Annotated in this window: 26 protein-coding genes; 19 read left to right on the top strand and 7 right to left on the bottom strand. The window is 74.0% G+C overall.

Features of this window, described 5'->3' with window-relative positions:
• Window positions 1-29: 29 nt before the first annotated feature.
• Window positions 30-746, top strand: a complete 717-nt coding sequence (locus ACFYU9_RS02320) for a GntR family transcriptional regulator (protein ID WP_389210092.1) — start codon at window positions 30-32, stop codon at window positions 744-746.
• A 13-nt stretch (window positions 747-759) separates the two neighbouring features.
• On the opposite strand, the gene ACFYU9_RS02325 is transcribed toward ACFYU9_RS02320, so the two are convergent.
• The 4 genes from ACFYU9_RS02325 to ACFYU9_RS02340 form a co-directional block, all read right to left on the bottom strand.
• The gene (locus ACFYU9_RS02325; protein WP_389210094.1) at window positions 760-1,191 is read right to left on the bottom strand and encodes a PPOX class F420-dependent oxidoreductase; all 432 of its coding nucleotides are present in this window, start codon (window positions 1,189-1,191) and stop codon (window positions 760-762) included.
• Between the two features lie 156 nt (window positions 1,192-1,347).
• Entirely contained in the window at window positions 1,348-1,710 is a 363-nt protein-coding gene (locus ACFYU9_RS02330) for a zinc ribbon domain-containing protein YjdM (protein WP_389210096.1), read from the bottom strand.
• Between the two features lie 26 nt (window positions 1,711-1,736).
• Window positions 1,737-2,408: a phosphatase PAP2 family protein gene (locus ACFYU9_RS02335; RefSeq protein WP_389210098.1), complete on the bottom strand. Its 672-nt coding sequence runs from the start codon at window positions 2,406-2,408 to the stop codon at window positions 1,737-1,739.
• Window positions 2,368-3,738 (bottom strand): diacylglycerol/lipid kinase family protein, encoded by a 1,371-nt coding sequence (locus ACFYU9_RS02340; protein WP_389210100.1) that lies wholly within the window; start codon window positions 3,736-3,738, stop codon window positions 2,368-2,370. The genes ACFYU9_RS02335 and ACFYU9_RS02340 overlap by 41 nt, the downstream gene beginning before the upstream one ends.
• Window positions 3,739-3,909: 171 nt before the next feature.
• Here ACFYU9_RS02340 and ACFYU9_RS02345 point away from each other — a divergent pair, with 171 nt between their 5' ends.
• Together ACFYU9_RS02345 and ACFYU9_RS02350 are read left to right on the top strand one after the other, a co-directional pair.
• The gene (locus tag ACFYU9_RS02345; protein WP_389341591.1) at window positions 3,910-4,368 is read left to right on the top strand and encodes a GNAT family N-acetyltransferase; all 459 of its coding nucleotides are present in this window, start codon (window positions 3,910-3,912) and stop codon (window positions 4,366-4,368) included.
• A 47-nt stretch (window positions 4,369-4,415) separates the two neighbouring features.
• Window positions 4,416-4,973: a hypothetical protein gene (locus tag ACFYU9_RS02350; protein ID WP_389341594.1), complete on the top strand. Its 558-nt coding sequence runs from the start codon at window positions 4,416-4,418 to the stop codon at window positions 4,971-4,973.
• 63 nt (window positions 4,974-5,036) lie between these two features.
• Here ACFYU9_RS02350 and ACFYU9_RS02355 read toward each other — a convergent pair whose 3' ends face one another.
• On the bottom strand, window positions 5,037-5,495 hold the full coding sequence (locus tag ACFYU9_RS02355) for a Crp/Fnr family transcriptional regulator (RefSeq protein ID WP_389210106.1): 459 nt from the start codon (window positions 5,493-5,495) through the stop codon (window positions 5,037-5,039).
• A 213-nt stretch (window positions 5,496-5,708) separates the two neighbouring features.
• Between ACFYU9_RS02355 and ACFYU9_RS02360 the strand changes: the two genes are divergently transcribed.
• The 12 genes from ACFYU9_RS02360 to ACFYU9_RS02415 all read left to right on the top strand — a co-directional run bounded on the left by ACFYU9_RS02360 (window position 5,709) and on the right by ACFYU9_RS02415 (window position 17,714).
• Window positions 5,709-6,404: an alpha/beta hydrolase gene (locus ACFYU9_RS02360; protein WP_389341597.1), complete on the top strand. Its 696-nt coding sequence runs from the start codon at window positions 5,709-5,711 to the stop codon at window positions 6,402-6,404.
• Window positions 6,405-6,554: 150 nt separating this feature from the next.
• The gene (locus tag ACFYU9_RS02365) at window positions 6,555-7,310 is read left to right on the top strand and encodes an amino acid ABC transporter ATP-binding protein (RefSeq protein ID WP_389341600.1); all 756 of its coding nucleotides are present in this window, start codon (window positions 6,555-6,557) and stop codon (window positions 7,308-7,310) included.
• 11 nt (window positions 7,311-7,321) lie between these two features.
• Complete coding sequence (locus tag ACFYU9_RS02370) at window positions 7,322-8,218, top strand: glutamate ABC transporter substrate-binding protein (RefSeq protein WP_389210112.1); 897 nt, start codon at window positions 7,322-7,324, stop codon at window positions 8,216-8,218.
• Between the two features lie 10 nt (window positions 8,219-8,228).
• The gene (locus ACFYU9_RS02375; RefSeq protein ID WP_389210114.1) at window positions 8,229-8,894 is read left to right on the top strand and encodes an amino acid ABC transporter permease; all 666 of its coding nucleotides are present in this window, start codon (window positions 8,229-8,231) and stop codon (window positions 8,892-8,894) included.
• Window positions 8,895-8,991: 97 nt separating this feature from the next.
• On the top strand, window positions 8,992-9,909 hold the full coding sequence (locus ACFYU9_RS02380) for an amino acid ABC transporter permease (RefSeq protein ID WP_389210115.1): 918 nt from the start codon (window positions 8,992-8,994) through the stop codon (window positions 9,907-9,909).
• A gap of 45 nt (window positions 9,910-9,954) precedes the next feature.
• On the top strand, window positions 9,955-11,544 hold the full coding sequence (locus ACFYU9_RS02385) for a molybdopterin-dependent oxidoreductase (protein WP_389341603.1): 1,590 nt from the start codon (window positions 9,955-9,957) through the stop codon (window positions 11,542-11,544).
• 208 nt (window positions 11,545-11,752) lie between these two features.
• Entirely contained in the window at window positions 11,753-12,880 is a 1,128-nt protein-coding gene (locus ACFYU9_RS02390) for a sulfite oxidase (RefSeq protein ID WP_389341606.1), read from the top strand.
• Window positions 12,881-12,976: 96 nt separating this feature from the next.
• Entirely contained in the window at window positions 12,977-13,807 is an 831-nt protein-coding gene (nadE, locus tag ACFYU9_RS02395; protein ID WP_389210122.1) for an ammonia-dependent NAD(+) synthetase, read from the top strand.
• Window positions 13,808-13,966: 159 nt separating this feature from the next.
• Window positions 13,967-14,356 (top strand): VOC family protein, encoded by a 390-nt coding sequence (locus ACFYU9_RS02400; protein WP_389210123.1) that lies wholly within the window; start codon window positions 13,967-13,969, stop codon window positions 14,354-14,356.
• Window positions 14,357-14,449: 93 nt separating this feature from the next.
• Window positions 14,450-15,766, top strand: coding sequence for an alpha/beta fold hydrolase (locus ACFYU9_RS02405; RefSeq protein WP_389342948.1), 1,317 nt, complete (start codon window positions 14,450-14,452; stop codon window positions 15,764-15,766).
• 181 nt (window positions 15,767-15,947) lie between these two features.
• The gene (locus ACFYU9_RS02410) at window positions 15,948-16,841 is read left to right on the top strand and encodes an SIS domain-containing protein (protein ID WP_389210125.1); all 894 of its coding nucleotides are present in this window, start codon (window positions 15,948-15,950) and stop codon (window positions 16,839-16,841) included.
• A 129-nt stretch (window positions 16,842-16,970) separates the two neighbouring features.
• On the top strand, window positions 16,971-17,714 hold the full coding sequence (locus tag ACFYU9_RS02415; protein WP_389210127.1) for a PIG-L deacetylase family protein: 744 nt from the start codon (window positions 16,971-16,973) through the stop codon (window positions 17,712-17,714).
• Between the two features lie 70 nt (window positions 17,715-17,784).
• Here the strand turns inward: ACFYU9_RS02415 and ACFYU9_RS02420 are convergent, their stop codons facing one another.
• Both ACFYU9_RS02420 and ACFYU9_RS02425 read right to left on the bottom strand, forming a co-directional pair.
• Window positions 17,785-18,564 (bottom strand): VOC family protein, encoded by a 780-nt coding sequence (locus ACFYU9_RS02420; protein ID WP_389341609.1) that lies wholly within the window; start codon window positions 18,562-18,564, stop codon window positions 17,785-17,787.
• Between the two features lie 200 nt (window positions 18,565-18,764).
• Window positions 18,765-18,920: a hypothetical protein gene (locus ACFYU9_RS02425; RefSeq protein ID WP_389341612.1), complete on the bottom strand. Its 156-nt coding sequence runs from the start codon at window positions 18,918-18,920 to the stop codon at window positions 18,765-18,767.
• 66 nt (window positions 18,921-18,986) lie between these two features.
• Between ACFYU9_RS02425 and ACFYU9_RS02430 the strand changes: the two genes are divergently transcribed.
• The 4 genes from ACFYU9_RS02430 (at window position 18,987) to ACFYU9_RS02445 (ending at window position 23,080) form a co-directional block, all read left to right on the top strand.
• Window positions 18,987-19,589, top strand: a complete 603-nt coding sequence (locus tag ACFYU9_RS02430; RefSeq protein ID WP_389210131.1) for a helix-turn-helix domain-containing protein — start codon at window positions 18,987-18,989, stop codon at window positions 19,587-19,589.
• Between the two features lie 244 nt (window positions 19,590-19,833).
• Entirely contained in the window at window positions 19,834-20,802 is a 969-nt protein-coding gene (locus ACFYU9_RS02435; protein WP_389341615.1) for an NADPH:quinone oxidoreductase family protein, read from the top strand.
• A complete protein-coding gene (locus ACFYU9_RS02440; protein WP_389210135.1) occupies window positions 20,799-22,007 on the top strand; it encodes an acyl-CoA dehydrogenase family protein in 1,209 nt (402 codons plus the stop codon). The genes ACFYU9_RS02435 and ACFYU9_RS02440 overlap by 4 nt, the downstream gene beginning before the upstream one ends.
• Complete coding sequence (locus ACFYU9_RS02445) at window positions 22,004-23,080, top strand: acyl-CoA dehydrogenase family protein (RefSeq protein ID WP_389341618.1); 1,077 nt, start codon at window positions 22,004-22,006, stop codon at window positions 23,078-23,080. The genes ACFYU9_RS02440 and ACFYU9_RS02445 overlap by 4 nt, the downstream gene beginning before the upstream one ends.
• Window positions 23,081-23,094: the final 14 nt, after the last annotated feature.

A 23,094-nucleotide genomic window follows, 5' to 3' on the forward strand; every position in this document is an offset into this window, starting at 1 on the left:
GTGCCTCTGCGAGTTATCGGAGGATCAGCGTGGGTGACCTGAAGCAGCACACTCTCATCAAGGCCCAGGAGCGGCTGCGCGACCAGGTCGGTCACGCTCTGCGGGCGGCCCTGATAGCGGGCGAACTCCGGCCGGGCAGCGTCTACTCGGCGCCGGGGCTCGCCGCCGAACTCGGGGTCTCGGCCACTCCCGTGCGCGAGGCGATGCTCGACCTGGCCCGCGAGGGCCTCGTCGAGCCCGTCCGCAACAAGGGCTTCCGGATCACCGAGGTCAGCGAGCGCGAGCTCGACCAGTGCACCGAGCTGCGCATGCTCATCGAGGTGCCCACGGTCGGCCGGGTCACCGAACTCGCCACCGGCGAACAGCTGGAGGAACTGCGCCCGCTCGCCGACGAGATCGTCACCAAGGCCCGCGAGCACGACCTCATCGGCTATCTGGAGGCGGACCGCCGCTTCCACCTCACCCTGCTCGGACTGGCCGGAAACGACCGGCTCGTCGAGACGGTGAGCGATCTGCGCAAGCGGTCCCGGCTGTACGGGCTCACCGGGCTCGACGAGGCCGGCAAGCTGGTCTCCTCGGCGGAGGAGCACCGGGAACTGCTCGACCTGATGATCGCCGGCGACCGTGCGGCCGCCGAGGCGTGCATGATGCGCCACCTCGGCCACGTCCGCTCCCTGTGGGCCGAGGCCCGCGACGAACCGGTCGAGCGCCCGGCCGGCCGCCTGGGCCCCGTCCGCAAGGGCTGAAAACGCGGGCGCCTCAGCGGATGCGCTGGCCGTACACCCGGTCGACCGTCATCCGCATGAGGACCCGCCGGTCGGCGACCATCGCCGCCCGGTACTCGTCCCAGTCCGGGTGCTCCCCGGCGGCCAGCCGGTAGTAGTCCACCAGGGCCTCCACCTCCGGCCCGTGCGGGTCGGCACCCGGGCCGGTGAGGGTCACCGTGCCCTCGGCCGTGGCCCAGGACCAGCCGTCCGGGGCGGTCACCTCCAGGGCCGCCCGCGGGTCGCGCCGCAGGTTCACCGTCTTGGCGCGGCCCTCGGTCATCGACACGTACAGCGTGTCGGTCTTCTCGTCGAAGTACGGCATCACGGGGGAGAGCTGCGGGCGCCCGTCGGCCTTGAGGGTGGCGAGGACGCCGAGCCGGCTCTCGGCGAGCAGGGCACGGGGATCGAACGATGCGGAAGTCATGTCCGTCCTCAAGTCGTGTCACGCGCGGCTTTGTTCCCGGACTGGGCCATCGGAGTGCGACCGGGCCCGGCGGACGTCGGGATCCGGCCACCGGGTACCACGACCGGAGCCCCGGCCCTGCCTCAGGGGCAGAGCCCACAGGGCACGGTCGGCGCGTCAGGCCTTCTTCACGACGCTGGACTTGAGCTGCATCGGGCCGAAGCCGTCGACCTTGCAGTCGATGTCGTGGCCGTCGACGCCGTCGACCAGGCGGATGTTGCGGACCTTGGTGCCGGCCTTGATGCCGGAGGGGCTGCCCTTGACCTTGAGGGTCTTGACCACGGTCACGGTGTCGCCGTCGGCGAGCACGTTGCCCACCGCGTCCTTGACGACCTTGGGGCCGCCCGCGGCGGACTCGGCGTCGGACGCGCCGGCACCGGCGGACCATTCGTGGCCACACTCGGGACAGACCAGGAGGGCACCCATTTCGTAGGTGAAGGTGCCGGAGCATTCGGGGCAGGGGGGAAGAGTCTCGTTCACCTCCTGATTTTAGAGCGCCGCGGCCGTCACCCGCGCATCCGGCCGAACACCCGGTCGCCCCACGGCGCCGCGTCGGCGATCGCCACCGCGGCCGCGGCGCCCGCCAGGCCCACGATCGCACCGGCGGCGACGTCACCGGGGTAGTGCACGCCGGTGTGGACGCGCGAGTAGCCCACGGCCCAGGCCAGGGCGCCGAGCGGGAGAGCCGCCACCGGCAGCTCCATCCCCACGGCCGCGGCGAAGGCGACCGCCGAGGCCGTGTGCCCGGAGGGGAACGACGCCGATGACGGCATCGGCACCTGCCGGTCCACCGAGACCCGCGCCGCCTCCCGGTCCGGCCGGGCCCGCCGCACCAGCCGCTTGCCGAGCAGGTTCGTGGTCGCCGAGGCCAGTGCCACGGCGCCGGCGCCGACGAGCGCGGCCCGGCGCGGACGGCCGCCCATGAGGGCGAGCGACGCGGTGATGGCCAGCGAGATCTTGGAGTGGTCGGCGGCGTTCGACAGCCGGCGCAGGCTGCGGTCCAGGGCCGGGGTCGGCGTGGCGGCGACCGCCGCGTACACGGCGCCGTCCATCGCGCGCAGATCCGAGAACACCGCCCGCAGCGCGGACCGCTTCCCTTCGGGGACCGGCGGCGACGGCTGCTCGATGGTCGGGGGCTCAGTCACGGGGCTCTCCTCGGCCGTCGGTGGCTCGTCCATGGCTCCGGGTGAAGGCCAGGGTGGCGACCCGGCGCCAGTCCAGGGGCTCGCTCGCCGGCAGCGTACCGGGCCGCTCGCGCGGGACGAGGACGCGCAGTGCGCGCGGGCGCAGGGTGCAGACGACGGGCGTGGGCATCGTCAGCGCCTCGCCGTCCACCGCCACCGCCATCGTCCCGCCCTCGGCGGTGACCTCGACCCGCCGGGCGGTCAGCACGTTCAGACCGGCGGACTGCGCGCCCCGGACCGCCAGCGCGGCCGCCTGGGCCGCGCCGTCCACCCGGATGCCGATCACGCCGAGGGCGCCGGTGTCCAGGCGGGGCCGGAAGCCGCCGCCGAGCGGATCGGGCGAGTCGTACGGATTGTTGCTGACCAGCAGCGCCTGCTGGCCGGGCAGGTCCGCGTGGCCGGCCACCGCGTCGAGACGGCGGCCCGTACCGCCCGCGAGCAGGTCGGGCAGCATGTTCAGCGCGGTCTCCGCCTTGGCGGCCCGGTACTCGGGCTGCTGCACGACATCCGCGTACACCCCGAACGAGACGGTGTTGACGAACGGCCGCCCCGACACGTCGCCGAGGTCGACCCGCAGCTCCTCGCCGTCCGTCAGCGCGTTCAGACAGGTCGCCGGGTCGCTGCGGTCAAGCCCGAGGTCCATCGCGAAGTGGTTGCGGGTGCCGGCGCTGATCACCAGGAACGGCAGATCGTGCTCTGCCGCCACCGCCGCCACCAGCGCCTGCGTGCCGTCGCCGCCCGCCACCCCGAGGAGGTCCGCGCCGCCGGCGGCCGCCGTCCGGGCCAGCTCGGCGACGTCCATGAACTCCCCGTCCGGGCCCGGGCCCAGCACGATCACCTCGGCGCCGAGCCGCTCCGCCTTCTCGACCAGCCCGAACTTCTCCACCTTGCCGTCGCCCGACTTCGGGTTCATCAGGATCACCGGGCGCCGGGGGCGCGCCGCGCGGACGGGCCGGCGGGACCGCTCGGAACGGCGCAGCGCCGTCCGGGCGCAGACGAGGGCCACGGCCCACAGCGCCAGCGCGAGCAGGGCGCTCGCCCACAGGCCGCCGTGGATGTAGAGCCAGAGCAGGGCCACCGGCGCGGCGATCGCGAGCAGGGCGCCGAGGACCCGGGTCACCCCGCGGTGCGCCAGGAACCACCACACGCCGGCCGCGCCGAGCGCGAGCGCGGCCAGGCCGCTGATGACGATCACCAGACCGGAGCCGCCGAACGGCACGAACAGGCCGACGACCGCCGCCACGGCGGCGAGCAGCGCGCACCGTGCGAAGAACCGGGCCCGCGCTTCCGCACGCGTGCCCGCCTGTGCCCGACGACCGTTCACCGTCCGCCGCCTTCCCTCACCGACGCCGCGTTCTGTGCCCCAGCCTGGTGCCACTCGGCGAGCCGCACCGCTCGCATGAGGCCGTTCGGGTGACGGCGTGCTCGCGCCACCCCGGCGTGTCCGACCGGATACCGATTGTGGCACGCGCCGATTGACGACAAGATCGCTGGGATGCGCGATGAAGTGAAGCTGTGCGACGGCGTCGTCGTCCTGACGCTCCTCGACCCGTCCCTCGCCCCCGCCGGCCCGGGCGCCGCGCCCCGGCCCGACGACCTGCCCGAACGCTGGCGCCCGCACGGCCCCGCCCTGACCTTCGCCATCCGGGCCGGACGGCCCGTGGGCACCCTCGAACTGCGCCCCGCCGCCGCCGGTTTCGCCGGCGCCGACGCCGACCTGGCCTTCACCCTGAACCCGGACGCCCGCGGCCGCGGCTTCGCCACCCGGGCCGTGCTGCTGGCCTGCGACCACGCCCGCACGGAAGGCGCCCGCCGCGCCGTGATCCTCACCCCGGCCGGCCGCACCGAGGCGGCCGCCGTGGCCCGCCGGGCCGGGTTCACCCGCCGGGGCCAGATCAGCCACGCGGACGGCACCCTGTCCGACTGGCATGTGCGGGCGCTCGCGGCTCCCTGAGCGCACCCGTGGTGCCGGAGCCGTGCCGCCTCACTAGCGTCGGCCCCATGAGCCCTGCCCCCACCCGCAACCCGGCGCCGCCGCGCCGTCTCGTGGCGCCCGCCGCCGCGCTCGCCGCGGCCACCGGGCTGCTCGTCCTCGCCCCCGCCCCCGCCCACGCGGTGCCGCTCGTGGTCGACCGCTTCGACGAGACCCACACGGAGAGCTTCGACGCGCCGCTCGAAGGCTGTCTGCCCGCCGGTGACGTCGGCTCCGTCACCCTCACGGAGCATTCGGTCGGCACGGTCGTCAAGGCGGGCCGCACGCTGGTCGTCCGCGGGACCAGCGCGTACGACTTCCGCATGACGCTGCCCGACGGGCGGAGCGTGCGCGGCGACCTCGACCGCGACCGCTACACGTTCGTCCTCGCGCCGCCGCACCACGCCGTCGAGAGCGCCGACTCCGTGGACGAACGCACCGTTTACGCGGCCGACGGCACCCCCGTCGGCACGCTCACCATCAAGGAACGCCGGCGGGCCGTCTACGAGGACGCGAACGCGAACGGCATGCCCGATCCGGGCGAGGTCACCGTCGACCACGGCGGCTTCACGCTCACCTGCGGCTGACGGCTGACGGCTGACGGCTGACGGCTGACCGGCGGGACCGCCCCGGCACCGGCGCCAGGGCCCCTACGCCAGGATCCCGCTCCCGTGCGGCGCGTACAGGTCGAGCAGCCGTACCCGCGTCACATGGAGGCGGTGGGCGAGGATCTGGCCCACCCAGAACATCACGTGGGCGCCGAAATCGTTGTCCGTGCGGCACATCGAGCGCACGGCCGTGGCGTCGAACTCGTACGCCCGCACCGGCGTCATCGCCTCCGCGCCTGACTGGCACAGATACGGCGGGAACAGCCACGACAGGCCGACCAGTTCGCCGTGCCGCAGCGTCTCGATCACCGGCCGGCCACGCCCCGGCACCTTGGCGTCCAGGGTGATCGCGCCCGTCTTGACGATCCAGAACCGGTCGGCGTGGTCCTGTTCCTCGAACAGCCGGTCGCCGGACTCGAAGTACACGTCCTCCGCGTAGGCCATGAGGCGTTCGCGGTACTCGGCCGGCAGGGTGCTGACCTTGGGTGCGGCGGTGGTCATGGCGGGCCTCCTCGGACCGGCGGCTGCGACGCGTGCCCCCTCCGCCTCCAGTGTCCGCCCGCCCCGGCGCGTACGCAGGCAGCCGGCGCCGTACGGGGCGGGCGCCGGCGCCGGACTCACACGGACGCCGTACGGCCGCGACGGACGGTGGCGGCCCCGTCACCCTGCGTCTAGCGTGAAGATCCCCACCGCCCCGCACGAAGGGTGCCCCGCATGGCAGACAAGCCCTCGATCGTCCTCGTCCACGGATTCTGGGGCGGCGCCGCCCACTGGTCCAAGGTGATCGTCGAACTGCACAGGCGCGGCTACGACAAGCTGCACGCCGTCGAGAACCCGCTCACCTCGCTCGCCGACGACGCCGAGCGCACCCGCAAGATGATCAAGCAGATCGCCGGGCCCGTCGTCCTCGTCGGCCACTCCTACGGCGGCGCGGTCATCACCGAGGCCGGCGACCTGCCGAACGTCTCCGCCCTCGTCTACATCGCCGCCTTCGCGCCCGACGCGGGTGAGAGCCCCGGCCAGATCAGCCAGGAGATGCCGCCGGCGGGCTTCGACAGCATCGTCCCCGACTCCGACGGCTACCTGTGGATCAAGCAAGACGAGTTCCACCAGACCTTCTGTCAGGACCTGACCGCCGACGAGGCCCTGGTCATGGCCGTCACCCAGAAGGCCCCGGTCGGCTCCACCTTCGGCGACACCGTCACCGCGCCCGCCTGGCGCGCCAAGCCCAGCTGGTACCAGGTCTCGGCCCAGGACCACGCCATCCACCCGGACAACGAGCGCCGTATGGCACAGCGGATCAACCCGCGCAAGACCATCGAGCTGGACGCCAGTCACGCCTCCCTCGCCTCCCGCCCGGGCGAGGTCTGCGACCTCGTCGAGGCCGCGGCCCGCGACACCGTCGGCTAGGGACCGCTCCTCCGTCCTCCCTCCACCGTCCGCTGTCCTTCGTCCGTCCGGTCCCGTCCGGCCCCGTCCGGCGTGCGCCCGCCTCGCGGAGGGCGGAGCATGGGGCGCAGGAAACAGCGGCCAGCGGGGGAGGCGACCCAGGAGAGAGCCATGCCCGTCCCGGACGGCGGGGACGAACTCGTCGTACTGCAAGACGTCGACAAGCACTTCGGCCCGCTCCACGTGCTCCAGGCCATCGACCTCACCGTGCACCGCGGGGAGGTCGTGGTCGTCATCGGGCCCTCGGGGTCCGGCAAGTCCACGCTGTGCCGCGCCATCAACCGCCTGGAGACGATCGACTCCGGCACGATCACCATCGACGGGAAGCCGCTGCCGGCCGAGGGCCGCGAGCTGGCGGCGCTGCGCGCCGACGTCGGCATGGTGTTCCAGTCCTTCAACCTCTTCGCGCACAAGACGGTGCTCGACAACGTCACCCTCGGCCAGATCAAGGTCCGCGGGACGGACCGCAAGCGGGCCGAGGAGCGGGCCCGCACGCTCCTGGAGCGGGTCGGCGTCGCCACCCAGGCGGACAAGTACCCGGCGCAGCTCTCCGGCGGCCAGCAACAGCGGGTGGCGATCGCCCGCGCGCTCGCCATGGAGCCGAAGGTGATGCTCTTCGACGAGCCGACCTCGGCGCTCGACCCGGAGATGATCAACGAGGTCCTGGAAGTGATGCAGCAACTGGCCAGGGACGGCATGACGATGGTCGTCGTGACGCACGAGATGGGCTTCGCGCGTTCGGCGGCCAACCGCGTGGTGTTCATGGCGGACGGCCGGATCGTCGAACAGGCCACGCCGGACGAGTTCTTCAGCAACCCGCGCAGCGAGCGCGCCAAGGACTTCCTGTCCAAGATCCTCAAGCACTGATGGGTAGGACCATGATCTCGATGAACCGGACCGGCCGGGACGACCGCAAGAGCCGGCCACACGCGTTGAACGCGCGCCGGAACCGGCGGCTCGCCGCGGCCGCGGCGACCGCCGTCCTGCTCTCCTTCACCGGCGCCGCCTGCAGCAGTGACAACAACGGCGGCGGAGGCGGCGACAACAAGAAGATCACCGTCGGCATCAAGTTCGACCAGCCGGGCATCGGGCTCAAGACCCCGAGCGGCACCTACACCGGCTTCGACGTCGACGTCGCCACGTACGTCGCCAAACAGCTCGGCTACGACCCCAAGAACATCGAGTGGAAGGAGGCCAAGAGCGCCGACCGCGAGACGCTGCTGCAACGCGGCGACGTGGACTTCATCGCCGCCTCCTACTCGATCACCCCCAAGCGCGCGGCGAAGGTCGACTTCGCCGGCCCCTACCTGCTGGCCCACCAGGACGTGCTGATCCGCGCGGACGACCACTCCATCACCAAGCCCTCCGACCTGAACCACAAGAAGCTGTGCTCGGTCACCGGCTCGACGTCCGCGCAGAACGTCAAGACGAAGATCGCACCGCAGGCGCAGCTCCAGGAGTACGGCGGCTACTCCGAGTGCCTGACGGGCCTGCAGAACGGTGTCATCGACGCGCTCACCACCGACGACTCGATCCTCGCCGGCTATGCCGCGCAGCCCGAGTTCAAGGGCAAGTTCAAGCTCGCCGGCTTCAAGCTGAGCAACGAGAACTACGGCATCGGCGTCCAGAAGGGCAGCGAGCTCAAGGCCAAGATCAACGCGGCCCTGGAGAAGATGGTCGCCGACGGGTCGTGGCAGGCCGCCGTCGACAAGAACTTCGGCCCGGCCGGCTACAAGAACGAACCGGCGCCGAAGATCGGCGTCATCGTCACCTGAGAGGGCCGTCGTGTTCGACTTCCTCCAAGGCTATGACCTGCTGGGAGCCTTCTGGACCACGATCCGGCTGACGTTCTACTCCGCGATCGGCTCCCTGGTGTGGGGGACGCTGCTGGCCGCCATGCGGGTCAGCCCCGTCCCCCTGATGCGGGGCTTCGGCACCGCGTACATCAACATCGTGCGCAACATCCCGCTCACCGTCATCATCGTCTTCACCTCGCTCGGCCTCTTCCAGACCCTGGGCGTCAGCCTCGGCGCCACCCACTTCGACGTCATCAACTTCCGGCTCGCCGTCCTCGGACTCACCGCCTACACCTCGGCGTTCGTCTGCGAGGCGCTGCGCTCCGGCATCAACACCGTGCCCCTCGGCCAGGTCGAGGCCGCCCGCGCGATCGGCCTGAACTTCACCCAGACGCTGCGGCTGATCGTGCTGCCCCAGGCGTTCCGGTCCGTCGTCGGCCCGCTCACCAACGTCCTCATCGCGCTCACCAAGAACACCACCGTCGCCGCCGCCATCGGCGTCGCCGAAGCCGCCCTGCTGATGCGGGAGATGATCGAGAACGAGGCCCAGCTCATCCTCATCTCCGTCATCTTCGCCTTCGGGTTCATCTGTCTGACGCTGCCGACCGGGCTGCTCCTCGGCTGGGTCGCCAAGAAGGTGGCGGTGAAGCGGTGAGGGCGGTGCCGGAAGCGACCAGGACGGTGCTGGAAGCGAGCGAATGGGTGCCGGGAACGAGCGAAGCGGTGCCGGGAACGAGGAAAGCGGTGCCGGGATGAAGCACGGGGCCACCCTCCTCTACGACGTCCCCGGGCCGCGCGCCCGCCGCCGCAACGTCCTCTACGCCCTGCTCTTCGCCGTCGCCGTCGGCGCGGTCGTCTGGTGGGTGGTGGCGAGCCTCGCCGACAAGAACCAGCTCGACTGGGCCAAGTGGTCGCCGTTCTTCACCGACTCCCAGACCTGGACGACCTTCCTCCTGCCGGCCCTGAAGAACACCGTGATCGCCGCCGCGCTCTCCATGGTCATCGCCCTGCCGCTCGGCGCCCTCCTCGGTGTCGGCCGGCTCTCCGACCACCGCGCGGTGCGGGTGCCGGCGGGCGTGGTCGTGGAGTTCTTCCGCGCCATCCCGGTCCTCATCCTGATGCTGTTCGCCAATGCCGCGTACGCCCAGTTCACCGGCGTCAGCCCGGACAACCGGCCGCTGTACGCCGTCGTCACCGGACTCGTCCTCTACAACTCCTCCGTCCTCGCGGAGGTCGTCCGGGCCGGCATCCTCGCCCTGCCGGCCGGGCAGACCGACGCGGCCAAGGCCATCGGCATGCGCAAGGGCCAGACGATGGCGTACGTGCTGCTGCCGCAGTCCGTCACGGCCATGCTGCCCGCGCTCGTCAGCCAGCTCGTCGTCATCGTCAAGGACACCGCGCTCGGCGGCGCGATGCTCGGCTTCTCCGAGCTGCTCGCGTCCGTGCGCCCGATGAGCGCCAACTACGGCGCCAACACCATCGCCTCCTTCACCGTCGTCGCCGTCGTCTTCATCGTCCTCAACTTCGCCCTCACCACCTTCGCCTCCTGGCTGGAGGGCCGGCTGCGGCGCGGCCGCAGGTCCACGGGCGCGGTCGTCGGCGCGGAGGCGGTGGAGGAACTGGCGGCGCCGGGCGAGCATCCGCAGGCGGGCGGAACCGACCGCAGCTGACCGGAATGCTCACTTCCGGCGCCTCCCGTGCCGAGAATCAAGGGCATGACCGCCACACCCCCGGCCCGCCCCGCAGCCCCCGCGCGCACGCCCACGGACCGTCTGCTCGCCGCGCTCGGCGGCCTCGTCTCCGGCTACGGCGGGCTCGCCGTCGCCGCGCTCGTCGCCGTCCTCGTCCGGCCGGAGGCCGGGCCGGTCGCCGCCGTCGGGGACTGGGCCGTCGACCGCAGCCCGGCGGGCGTCAAGGAGTGGGCCATCCGCACGTTCGGCGAGAACGACAAGGCGGTCCTGGAGACCGGCATCATGGTGGTGCTCGCCGTCCTCGCCGCCCTCATCGGGCTGCTCGCCCTGCGCAGCCTGCCCGCCGCCGTCACCGCGGTGGCCGCCCTCGGCCTGGCCGGTGTGCTCGCCGCCGTGACCCGCCCCGACTCCACGTCCGCCGCCGACGCGCTGCCCTCGCTCGCCGGAGCGGCCGTCGCCGCCGCGCTCCTGTACGTGCTCACCGGGCGGCTCACCCGCCCGCGCCCCGCCGCCCCGGTCCCGGACCGGCGCGGCTTCCTGCTCACCGGCGCGGGCGTCGTGGCCGGCGCCACCGGCGCACTCGTCCTGTCCCGCACCGTGGGCGCGACCCGCTCGGAGAACGCCTCCGCCTCCCGCGAGGCGCTGCGGCTGCCGCGGCCCGCCTCGCCCGCCCCCGCCGTACCGCCCGGCGCACAGCTCCCCGTCGACGGCATCAGCCCCTTCATCACCCCCAACGGCGACTTCTACCGCGTCGACACCGCCCTCGTCGTCCCGCGCCTCGACGCCACGGCCTGGAAGCTGCGCGTCCACGGCATGGGCGTGCCCCGCGAACGCGTCTTCACCCTGCCCGAGCTGCTGCGCCGCGAGGTCGTCGAACGGGACGTCACCCTCGCCTGCGTCTCCAACGAGGTCGGCGGCCCCTACGTCGGCAACGCCCGCTGGCTGGGCGTCCGCCTCGCCGACCTGCTGCGCGAGTGCGGCGTCCGCCCGCCGTCCCGGGGCGGCCCGGCCGACCAGCTCGTCGCCCGCTCCGCCGACGGCATGACCATCGGCAGCCCCGTCGAGACCGTCATGGACGGCCGCGACGCGCTCCTCGCCTTCGGCATGAACGGCGAGCCGCTGCCCTTCGCGCACGGCTTCCCGGTCCGCATGGTCGTCCCCGGCCTGTACGGCTACGTCTCCGCCTGCAAGTGGATCACCTCCATCGAGCTGACCACCTTCGCCGCGTACGACGCCTACTGGGTCCCGCGCGGCTGGGCCGCCCAGGCCCCGGTCAAGACCGAGTCCCGCATCGACACCCCCAAGGCGTTCTCCAAGATCGCCGCCGGTCCCCGGCCGGTCGCCGTGGCGGGCGTCGCCTGGGCTCAGCACCGGGGCATCTCGCGGGTCGAGGTCCGGATCGACGACGGCCCCTGGCACGACGCCGAGCTCGGCGCCGCGGACAGCGCCGACACCTGGCGGCAATGGGTCCACCGCTGGCACCCCACCCCCGGCCACCACACCCTCACCGTCCGCGCCACCGACGGCACCGGCGCCGTCCAGACCGAACAGCGCGCCGACACGATGCCGGACGGCGCGACGGGCTGGCACTCGGTGGAGGTCACGGCGGGCTGAGGGGCCGGCGGGGGTGCGGGGACGGCGCAGTCCGAGGCGGGGTGGCGTCCGCGCCCGCACGGTGCGAGGCCGCCGGCCCCCCGGCCCGCCCCGGACGCCGCCGCTCTGCCGCGTACGGTTCGCGTACGGCTCCCGCCGCCGCTCCGCCGCGTACATCCCCCCGCCCCCGCCGGATGCCGCCCCGGCCCGCCCGGCGCACCATGAAGACATGGACGGCACCCCCGGACTCGGTGACGTCAGCGCCCCCGGCCGGCTCGCCGGGGCCGGCGAGGGCGTCAGTACCGCCGAGCTGGCGCTCGCGGCTCGTAACCACGGGCTGCCGCTGGAAGCGCTCCGGTACGACACCACGCCCGCCGGACTGCACTACGTGCTCGTGCACTACGACATCCCCTGCGTCGACGAGGCCGAGGCCGCGGACTGGCGGCTCACCGTCGGCGGCCGGGTGCGGCGGACGCTCAGCCTCGACGCGGCCGGGCTGCGGGCCCGGCCCGCCGTCACCCACCGGGTCACCCTGGAGTGCGCGGGCAACGGGCGGGCGCGGCTCGATCCGCGTCCCGTCAGCCAGCCATGGCTCGTCGAGGCGGTCGGAACCGCCGACTGGACCGGTGTCCCGCTCGCCGGTCTGCTCGCCGAGGCGGGGATCGGCGAAGGCGCCGTGGAGGCCGTGTTCACCGGCGCCGACCACGGTGTCGAGCGGGGCACGGAACAGGACTACCGGCGCAGCCTGCCGCTGGAGGTGGCCGCCGATCCGGCACGGGGCGTGCTGGTGGCGTACGCCATGAACGGCGCACCGCTGCCGCCGCAGCACGGCCGGCCGCTGCGCCTGGTCGTGCCCGGCTGGTACGGCATGGCGTCGGTGAAGTGGCTGCGGGGGATCACGCTCACCGACACGCCGTTCACCGGCTTCCAGCAGGCCGTCGCCTACCGCTACCGGCAAAGCGCCGACGACCCCGGCGAGCCCGTCGACGTCATCGCGCCCCGCGCCCTGATGATCCCGCCCGGCTTCCCCGACTTCATGTCCCGCACCCGCGTCGTCCGCCCCGGCCCCGTCACGCTCGCCGGCCGCGCCTGGTCCGGGCACGCGCCCGTGACCCGGGTCGAGGTCAGCGCCGACGGCGAGCGGACCTGGACCGACGCCGAGGTCGCCGCCGACCCGGCCCGCCCGTGGGCCTGGGCCGCGTGGCGCACCACCTGGACCGCGCGCCCCGGCCCGCACGTGCTGACCGTCCGCGCCACCGACGCCGCCGGCCGCACCCAGCCGCTCACCGCACCCTGGAACCGCGGCGGATTCGGCAACAACCTGGTCCAGCGGGTCGAGGTGCTCTGCGTCACCTGAGGGATCACCTGAGGGCCGGTTCGCGGGTCCGGCCGGATAGAGTCGACGGTGGGCCGCCCGGACTGCGGCCAGCCGCCGTACGACCGAGGAGCATGCGTGACCGACCCGGAGACCACCGCCCTGCAGCAGCAGATCGCCCGGGAGCTGGAGGTCGCCGAGACCTTCGACCCGCGCGCGGAGATCGAGCGCCGGGTCGCCTTCCTCACCGAGCGCCTGACCACCACCGGCCTGCGCTGCCTGGTCCTCGGCATCAGCGGCGGCGTCGACTCCACCACCGCCGGCCGGCTCTGCCAGCTCGCCGTCGAGCGGGCCCGCGCCGCCGGTCACGACGCCACCTTCTACGCCATGCGGCTGCCCTACGGAGTCCAGGCCGACGAGCGCGACGCGCAGCTCGCGCTCGGCTTCATCCAGGCCGACCAGGTCCTCACGGTGGACGTGAAGCCCGCCAGCGACGCCGCCCTGGACGCGGCCCGCGCCGCCGGCGTCGGCTTCCGCGACGACCACCACCAGGACTTCGTGCACGGCAACATCAAGGCCCGGCAGCGGATGATCGCCCAGTACGCGGTCGCCGGCGCCCACGACGGCCTCGTCGTCGGCACCGACCACGCCGCCGAGGCGGTCTCCGGCTTCTTCACCAAGTACGGCGACGGCGCCGCCGACCTCGTCCCGCTCACCGGGCTCACCAAGCGCCGGGTCCGCGCCGTCGCCGCCGAGCTGGGCGCCCCCGCCGAGCTGGTGTGGAAGACCCCGACCGCGGACCTGGAGACCCTCGACCCGGGCAAGCCCGACGAGGACGCGCTCGGCGTGACGTACGACGAGATCGACGACTTCCTGGAGGGCAAGCCGGTCGGCGAGGGCGCCTTCGCGTCGATCGTGCGCCGCTACCGGATGACCGACCACAAGCGCCGCCTCCCGATCGCTCCCTGAGCCCCGGCGGAGGCCGTGCGCCGTTCACCCCCGGGTGACAGGCGCACGACCATCCGGCCGTGTCCGCGTGGCGGGCGCGGCCGGGTGCGCGGAGCATGGTGTGCCCTGAGAGGACGTCTGCGGACAGGAGCGGACGTTCCAGCGAAGGGAGAACCGCGCGTGTTCGGCAGCACCACCGCCTTCAGCAGCTTCTCGGTCGACGACCTCGACTCCGCCCGCCTGTTCTACGGCGGGACCCTGGGCCTCCAGGTGGCGGAGGAGGCGGACCGCGACATGCAGGTCCTCTTCCTCACCCTCGCCGGCGGGGCGAGGATCTTCGTCTACCCGAAGGGCGACCAGCACACCCCGGCGAGCTTCACCATCCTCAACTTCCAGGTCGACGACATCGACGCGACCGTCGACGCGCTGACCGCCAAGGGCGTCGAGTTCCAGCGCTACCCCGGCTTCGAGTCCGACGACAAGGGCATCGTCCGGGACCCCAACGGCCCGGCGGGCATCGCCTGGTTCACCGACCCCGCGCAGAACGTCCTGGCAATCATGCAGCGCTGAACCCCCGCCTGCCCACGCGCCCCCGCCGTGTGATCCACTGTCCCGGCGGGGGCGTCACGAACGGGAGCAGTCAGCGTGTCCAGCGAGTCCAGCGTGTCCACCTACCGTCAGCCCGGGCTCGTCCTCACGGACCACCGCTTCACCGTGCCCCTCGACCACGCCCGCCCCGACGGAGAGACCATCGAGGTCTACGGGCGCGAGGTCGTCGCGAGCGAGAAGGCGGCGCACCGCACGGGCCTGCCGTGGCTGCTGTACCTGGAAGGCGGCCCCGGCTTCGGCGCCCGCCGCTTCATCGGCCCGCAGGCCTGGCTCGGCCGGGCCGTCCGCGAGTTCCGCGTCCTCCTCCTCGACCAGCGCGGCACCGGCCGCTCCACCCCCGCCAACCGGCAGACGCTGCCGCTGCGCGGCACCCCGCGCCAACAGGCCGACCACCTGGCGCACTTCCGCGCCGACTCCATCGTCAAGGACTGCGAGCTGATCCGCCGCGGGCTGACCGGCGGCGCCCCCTGGACCGTCCTCGGCCAGAGCTTCGGCGGCTTCTGCGCCACGAACTACCTCTCCACCGCCCCCGAGGGCCTCGCCGCCGTCCTCGTCACCGGCGGCCTGCCCTCGCTCGACGCGAGCGCCGACGACGTCTACCGGGCCGCCTACCCCCGGGTCCTGCGGAAGAACACCGCCCACTACGCCCGCTACCCCGACGACGTCGAGCGGGTCCGGCGCATCGCCGCCCACCTCCACGAGCACGAGGTCACCCTGCCCGGCGGCGCACGGCTCACCCCGGAGGCGTTCCAGTCGCTCGGCATCCTCCTCGGCGGCGGCTCCGGCACCCACCAGCTCCATCTGCTCCTGGAGGACGCCTTCGTCCCCACCCCGGCCGGCCCGGCGCTCTCGGACGCCTTCCTCGAAGGCGTCCGGGCCGAGCTCTCCTACGCCGGACACCCGCTCTACGCCGTCCTGCACGAGGCCATCTACGCCCAGGGCGCCACGCGCGGCCACGGCGCCACCGACTGGGCCGCCGAGCGGGTACGCGCCGAGTTCCCCGCCTTCGACGCGGCGCGGGCGCTGGACGGCGACGGACCGGTGCTCTTCACCGGCGAGAGCGTCCACCCCTGGCACTTCGCCACCGACCCGGCCCTGCGTCCGCTGCGCGAGACCGCCGAACACCTCGCCGCCCGCACCGACTGGACCCCGCTCTACGACCCGGCGCGGCTCGCCGCCAACGAGGTGCCGGTCGCCGCCGCCGTCTACCACGACGACATGTACGTGGACACCGCCCACTCCCTGCGGACCGCGCGCGCGATCCGGGGCCTGCGCACCTGGGTGACGGACGAGTTCGAGCACGACGGCGTACGGGCCGGCGGACCGCGGGTCCTGGACCGGCTGCTCGCGCTCGTGCGCGACGAGGTCTGAGCCCGCCCGCCCGGACCACGCGCCCCGGCCCCACGGGCGGGAGTACGGGCCGGGGACGCGCACAAAAGTCCAAGCGGCGATCACCGATTGCTCATGGCGCGCCCCTGCCGCGCGGGATAGAAATCCGTCCGAGCCCCCTGGGCGACCGGGGGACGGCTCACCGCGCCGAGAGAGGACGGACATGACCACCCACGTCGACAGCGAGATCGCCAGCCAGCCCGACTGCTGGCGGCGCGCCGCCGCGCTCGCCGCCGAGCAGGCCGGGCTGCTGCCCCGGAAGGGCGAGCGGATCGCCGTCGTCGGCTGCGGCACCTCGTACTTCATCGCCCGCGCCTACGCCGCCCTGCGCGAGTCCCTGGGCGCCGGCGAGACCGACGCCTTCCCGGCCTCCGACCCGACCCCGCTCGGCCGCGGCTACGACCGGATCGTCGCGCTGACCCGCTCCGGCACCACCACCGAGGTCGCCGAACTCCTCGCCCGTGCCGCCGGCCGGATCCCGGCCCTCGCCCTCACCGGCGTCCCGGACAGCCCGGCCGGGCACCACGCCGACACGGTCCTCGACCTGTCCTTCGCCGACGAACGCTCCGTCGTCCAGACGCGGTTCGCCACCACCGCGCTCCAACTGCTGCGCGCCGGGCTCGGCGTCGACCTCGGCCCGTCGATCGCGGACGCCGAACTCGCCCTGTACGAGCCGCTGCCCGCCGCCTGGGAACGGCACGGCCAGTTCACCTTCCTCGGCACCGGCTGGACGGTCGGCCTCGCCGACGAGGCCGCGCTCAAGCTCCGCGAGGCGGCGCGCGCGTGGACCGAGTCGTACCCGGCGATGGAGTACCGGCACGGGCCCATCAGCATCAGCGACCCGGGCAGCCTGGTGTGGTGCTTCGGCCCGGTGCCGCCCGGCCTCGCCGACGAGGTCGACGCCACCGGCGCCCAGTTCGTCGCCGACGCCGTCGACCCGGTCGCCGCGCTCGTCCGCGCCCAGCGCCTCGCCGTCGCCCTGGCCGGCCGCCGCGGCCTCAACCCCGACCGGCCGCGCAACCTCACCCGCTCGGTGATCCTCGCCGGGGCCCGCTGAACCCGGGGGGCCGGGTGATCGGGGGGCCGCTGATTCCCGGCCCGGCGCCTCCGGCGCCCCGCGTCCCAGGGCCTTCGAACGGCCGTGGGGCAGGCGGAGGTTGGCCTGCCCGGCCCGTATTCTGCGCGCATGAGCGACACGCAACTCGAAGAGATGCCCACCGACTGGCAGCGCGCCCTCGCCGTCGTCGCCCACCCCGACGACCTCGAATACGGCTGCGCCGCCGCCGTCGCGGGCTGGACGGACGCGGGCAAGGAGGTCGGTTACGTCCTCGTCACCCGGGGCGAGGCGGGCATCGACTCCCTCGCCCCGGCCGCCTGCGGCCCGGTGCGCGAGCGGGAACAGCGGGACAGCGCGGCGGTGGTGGGCGTGAGCACCGTGGAGTTCCTGGACCACGAGGACGGCATGATCGAGTACGGGCTCGGGCTGCGCCGCGACATCGCCGCCGCGATCCGCCGCCACCGGCCCGAACTCGTCATCACCCTCAACCACCGCGACATCTGGGGCCCCGGCCCCGGCGGCTTCTGGAACACGCCCGACCACCGGGCCGTCGGCCGCGCCACCCTGGACGCGGCGGCGGACGCGGGCAACCGCTGGATCTTCCCCGAACTCGTCGGCCAGGGCCTCGAACCCTGGGACGGCGTCCGCTGGGTCGCCGTCGCCGGCTCCAGCACCCCGACCCACGCCGTCGACGCCCGCCCCGGCCTCGACCGGGCCGTCCGCTCCCTGCTCGCCCACCGCAGCTACATCGAGGCCCTCACCGACCAGGCGCCGGAGGACTACGTCCGCGCCTTCGTCAGCGAGTCCACCGCGCGCGCCGCGGCGGGCTTCGGCGACCGCCCGGCGGTGGCCTTCGAGCTGTTCTCCCGATAGTGCCCGTCCGGACGGGCGCGCCGGCCGGAGCGGGTAGGCTTCCCGCTCCGGCCGGCGGCCCGCACCCGGCTCACATCGTGGGCGAGGGCTTCAGGACCGCGAAGGGCGCCCCGAAGGGGTCCGCGAACCAGCCGATCCGGCCGACGTCCGGCACGTCGTCCGGCGGCATCAGGACCGAACCGCCGCTCTCCTGCACCGACGCCGAGGTCGCGTCCGCGTTCTCCACCATGAAGTACGGGACCCAGCGCGCCTCCTGCGAGCCCGGCATCAGCGGCGCGGCGCCGCCGAACGAGGCGTCCTTGAGGTCGCCCTCGGCCGTCGAGATCACCCGGTAGGTCATGCCGGGCGCCTGCATCTCCTCCCAGCGCCAGCCGAACAGCTCCTTGTAGAAGCCGAGCGTGGCCTCCGGGTCCTTCACGTGCAGCTCGGCCCAGAGCAGCGTGTTCGGCGCGGAGGCGCGGTCCAGGCCCCGCACCGTGCCGGGCTGCCAGATCGCGAACCGGGCGCCCGCCGGGTCGGTCAGCGCCGCCATCCGCCCGGCGTCCATCACGTCCATGGCCGCCATCCGGACCGTGCCGCCGGCCTGCTGCGCCGCCCGGGTCGTCGCGTCGGCGTCCGGGGTGTGGAAGTAGATCGTCCAGGCGCTGCTCGCGCCCTCCTCGGTGAGCGGCCCGAGCGCCGCGACGGTCTTGCCGTCCTGCTGGAAGAAGCCGTAGCCGCCCGCTTCGGGGCCGGCCGAGGCGAAGTCCCAGCCGAAGACCCGGCCGTAGAACTCGGCGGCGGCGGTGGTGTCCGGGCTGCCGAGGTCGAGCCAGCAGGGCGAGCCCTTGGAGAAGTTCGTACCGAGCATGGGGTGTGTCCCGTCCTTCCGGGTGGGGAGGCCGTGTCATGACCGCGGATGGTCGGGTTCCGGCCACCATGGCCGATCCTCACCCTCGGCCCCGTCCGGCGCAGCCGCACCGCCCGGCTTTCATCCGCTCGGCCCAGTCCGCTCCCGGGACGGTCGGTGCTCGCTCCGGGCGCTGCTCCGGTCGCGGAACGGTGCTGCCGTCACGGCACGGCGCTCGCGCACGCGTCGATCACCAGGGTCCGGCGGCGCGAGCGGCCGAGGACCAGGGCCGCGCCGAGGCCCGCCGCCCCGCCGCCGACCACCACCGCGTCGTACGTCCCGTTCCCGAACGCGTTCTCGTTCTCGTTCTCGTTCATGCTGCCGACGGTGACCGAAGCCTGGCCGGGTTGACAAACGAAGTTGCCGTTTCTGCAATGGGTGGCATGACCGAGGATTACCGTGACGACCGCATCGACGACGTGCTCAGCGAGGTCGGCGCCCGGCTGCGCCGGATCCGGCGCGAGCGCGGTGCCACCCTGGCCGAGCTGTCCGCCTCCACCGGGATCTCCGTGAGCACCCTCTCCCGCCTGGAGTCCGGGCAGCGCAAGCCCAGCCTGGAGCTGCTGCTGCCGATCGCCCGCGCCCACCAGGTGCCGCTCGACGAGCTGGTCGGCGCGCCGCCCGTCGGCGACCCGCGGGTGAAGGCGAAGCCGATCGTCCGGCACGGCCGCACGCTGTACCCGCTCACCCGCCAGCCCGGCGGCCTCCAGGCGTACAAGGTGATCGAGGAGCCGGGCTCCGAGGTGCCCGACCCCCGGGTGCACGAGGGGTACGAGTGGCTGTACGTGCTCTCCGGGCGGCTGCGGCTCGTCCTCGGCGAGCACGACGTGGTGCTCGGGCCCGGTGAGGCCGCCGAGTTCGACACCCGCGTCCCGCACTGGTTCGGGCCGGCGGGGGAGCGGCGGGTGGAGTTCCTGAGCCTGTTCGGGCCGCAGGGCGAGCGGATGCACGTACGGGCGCGCCCCAAGACCGCCAAGACGCCCTGACTCCCAGGGTGTCCTGACTCGCGGGGCGTCCTGACTCGCGGGGCGTCCTCACTCCCGGACGTCCCGACTCCCGAGGCGTCCTGCCTCCCGAGTCCCGGCTTCGAGGAGTCCTGCATTCCAAGAAGTCCCGGGGAAGTCCAGGCGCCTGGTTCCGCTCGGCCAAGCGACCGCTTAGTATGCGCTCACCGCCGCGGCACCGACCGCGCGGTACGGAACGGATCACGAGGCAGCTGGAGGCGTCCGCATGCAGGCATGGCGAGTGCACGAGAACGGCGAGCCCGGCGAGGTGATGCAGCGGGACGACACCGACCGGCCCGTGCCCGGTCCCGGTCAGGTGCTCCTGAAGGTCCGCGCCACCGGGCTCAACTTCCCCGACGCGCTGCTCTGCCGGGGCCAGTACCAGGTGCGGCCCCCGCTGCCCTTCACCCCCGGCGTCGAGATCTGCGCCGACACCGAGGACGGCCGCCGGGTCATCGCCACCCCGGCCCTCCCGTACGGCGGACTCGCCGAGTACGCCGTCGCCGACGCGGCGGCCCTGCTCCCCGCCCCCGAGGCGCTCGACGACGCCGAGGCCGCCGCCCTGCACATCGGCTACCAGACCGGCTGGTTCGGCCTGCACCGCAGGGCCGCCCTGAAGGAGGGCGAGACGCTCCTCGTGCACGCCGCCGCGGGCGGCGTCGGCAGCGCCGCCGTCCAGCTCGGCAAGGCGGCCGGCGCCACCGTCATCGGTGTCGTCGGCGGTGCCGACAAGGCCGCCGTCGCCCGTGACCTCGGCTGCGACACCGTCGTCGACCGGCACGCGGAGGACGTCGTCGGCGCCGTCAAGGAGGCCACCGGCGGCCGCGGCGCCGACGTGATCTACGACCCGGTGGGCGGCGCCGCCTACGAGCAGTCCGCCAAGCTCGTCGCCTTCGAGGGCCGCATCGTGGTCGTCGGCTTCGCCAGCGGCACCATCCCGGCCCCCGCCCTCAACCACGCCCTCGTGAAGAACTACTCGATCGTGGGCCTCCACTGGGGCCTGTACAACCTCAAGGACCCGGCCGCCGTCCTGCGTTGCCACGAGACCCTCACCGCCCTCGCCGCCAAGGGTCTGATCAGGCCGTACGTCAGCGAGCGGGTGCCCTTCGCGGCCGCCGCCGACGCCGTGCAGCGGCTCGCCGAGGGCCGCACCACCGGCCGGCTCGTCGTCCTCCCGGAAGGAGACCGCGCGTGACCGGACAGGCCGCCCCCGCCGGAGCCCCGGACGCCGCCGAACTCGTCGAGCGCACCCGGCGGCTGCTCGCCGAGCACCCGCCCGCCACCACCGGCCGCACCGACTTCCTGCGCGCCCGCTTCGACGCCGGCCTCGCCTGGGTGCACTACCCGGCCGGCCTCGGCGGACTCGACGCCCCGCGCGCCCTGCAGGCCGTCGTCGACGCCGAACTCGCCGCCGCCGGCGCCCCCGACAACGACCCCCGCCGGATCGGCATCGGGCTCGGCATGGCCGCCCCGACCCTCCTCGCCTACGGCTCCGAGGAGGTCAAGGAGCGCTTCCTGAAGCCGCTGTGGGTCGGCGAGGAGGTGTGGTGCCAGCTCTTCAGCGAGCCCGGCGCGGGCTCCGACCTGGCCGCGCTCGGCACCCGCGCCGTGCGCGAAGGCGACAGCTGGGTGGTCAACGGGCAGAAGGTGTGGACCTCCAGCGCCCACGTCGCCCGCTGGGCCATCCTCATCGCGCGCACCGACCCCGAGCTGCCCAAGCACCGCGGCATCACCTACTTCGTCTGTGACATGACCGACCCCGGCGTCGAGGTCCGGCCGCTGCGCCAGATCACCGGAGAGGCCGAGTTCAACGAGGTCTTCCTCACCGACGTCCGCATCCCCGACGCCCACCGCCTCGGCGACGTCGGCGACGGCTGGCGGGTCGCCCAGACCACCCTCATGAACGAGCGCGTCTCCATCGGCGGCGCCCGCATCCCGCGCGAGGGCGGCATGATCGGCAAGGCCGCCGACACCTGGCGCGCCCGCCCCGAGCTGCGCACCCACGAGTTGCACCGCCGGCTGCTCGACCTGTGGGTCGACGCCGAGGTCGCCCGGCTCACCGGCGAACGGCTGCGCCAGCAGCTCGTCGCCGGCCAGCCCGGCCCCGAGGGCAGCGCCATGAAGCTCGGCTTCGCCCGGCTCAACCAGTCCATCAGCGCCCTGGAGGTCGAACTCCTCGGCGACGAGGGTCTGTTGTACGGCGAGTGGGCGATGGTCCGGCCCGACCTGGTCGACTTCACCGGCCGTGACGCCGGCTACCGCTATCTGCGCGCCAAGGGCAACTCGATCGAGGGCGGCACGACCGAGGTGCTGCTCAACATCGTGGCCGAGCGGGTCCTCGGCCTGCCCCCGGAGCCGCGCAACGACAAGGACGTCGCCTGGAAGGACCTCGCCCGATGACGAACCTCCTCTACTCGGAGACCGAGGACGACCTGCGCGCCGCCGTCCGCTCGCTGCTCGCCGGGCGGGCCGACGCGCAGACCGTGCTCGGCCGGATCGAGCGGCCGAGCCCCTACGTCCCCGGTCTGTGGGACGCCCTCGCGGGCCAGATCGGCGCCGCCGGGCTGCTCGTCCCCGAGAAGCTGGGCGGCCAGGGCGCGAGCCATCGCGAGGCCGCCGTGGTCCTGGAGGAGCTGGGCCGGGCCGTGACCCCGGTCCCGTACCTCACCAGCGCCGTCGTGGCCACCGAGACCCTGCTCGCGCTGGGCGACGGGACCGGGGCGGTGGCCGAACTCCTCGGCGCGCTCGCGGGCGGAGGCGCGGTCGCCGTCCTCGCCGTGCCGCTCTCCACCGCGCCGGGCACCGACCCGGTGGCCGACGGGCCCGTGCCCGCCGTCGCGGACGCGGTCGCCGCCGACGTGCTCCTCGTGCCGCGCGCCGACGGCCTGTACGCCGTCGCGGCGGCGGACGCCCGGATCACCCCGCGGGTCCCGCTGGACCTCACCCGGCCGCTCGCCGTCGTCGACGCGAACGGCGCCGAGGGCACCCGGCTCGCCGACGCGGACGCCGCCCGGGCGGCCGTGCGGCGCGGGCTGCTCGCCGGCGCCGGACTGCTCGCCTCCGAGCAGCTCGGGCTCGCCGAGTGGTGTCTGGAGGAGACCGTCCGGCACACCAGGGAGCGTCACCAGTTCAACCGGCCGATCGGCTCCTTCCAGGCCCTCAAGCACCGGATGGCCCAGCTCTGGCTGGAACTCGTCGGCGCCCGGGCCGCCGCCCGTGCCGCGGCCGACGCGCTCGCGACCGGCGCCGCCGACGCGGCGCTGACCGTGGCCGTCGCCCAGGCGTACTGCTCCAAGGTCGCGGTGCACGCGGCCGAGGAGTGCGTCCAGCTCCACGGCGGCATCGGGATGACCTGGGAGCACCCCGCGCACCTGGCGCTCAAGCGGGCCAAGTCCGACCAGACGGCGCTGGGTTCGGCCGGGCGGCACCAGGACACCGTCGCGGCCCTGATGGACCTCCCGGCACCCAGGTAAGGACCCGACTCAGT

Origin of the sequence: Streptomyces sp. NPDC004327, assembly GCF_042873935.1 — a bacterium.
GTDB lineage: Bacteria > Actinomycetota > Actinomycetes > Streptomycetales > Streptomycetaceae > Streptomyces.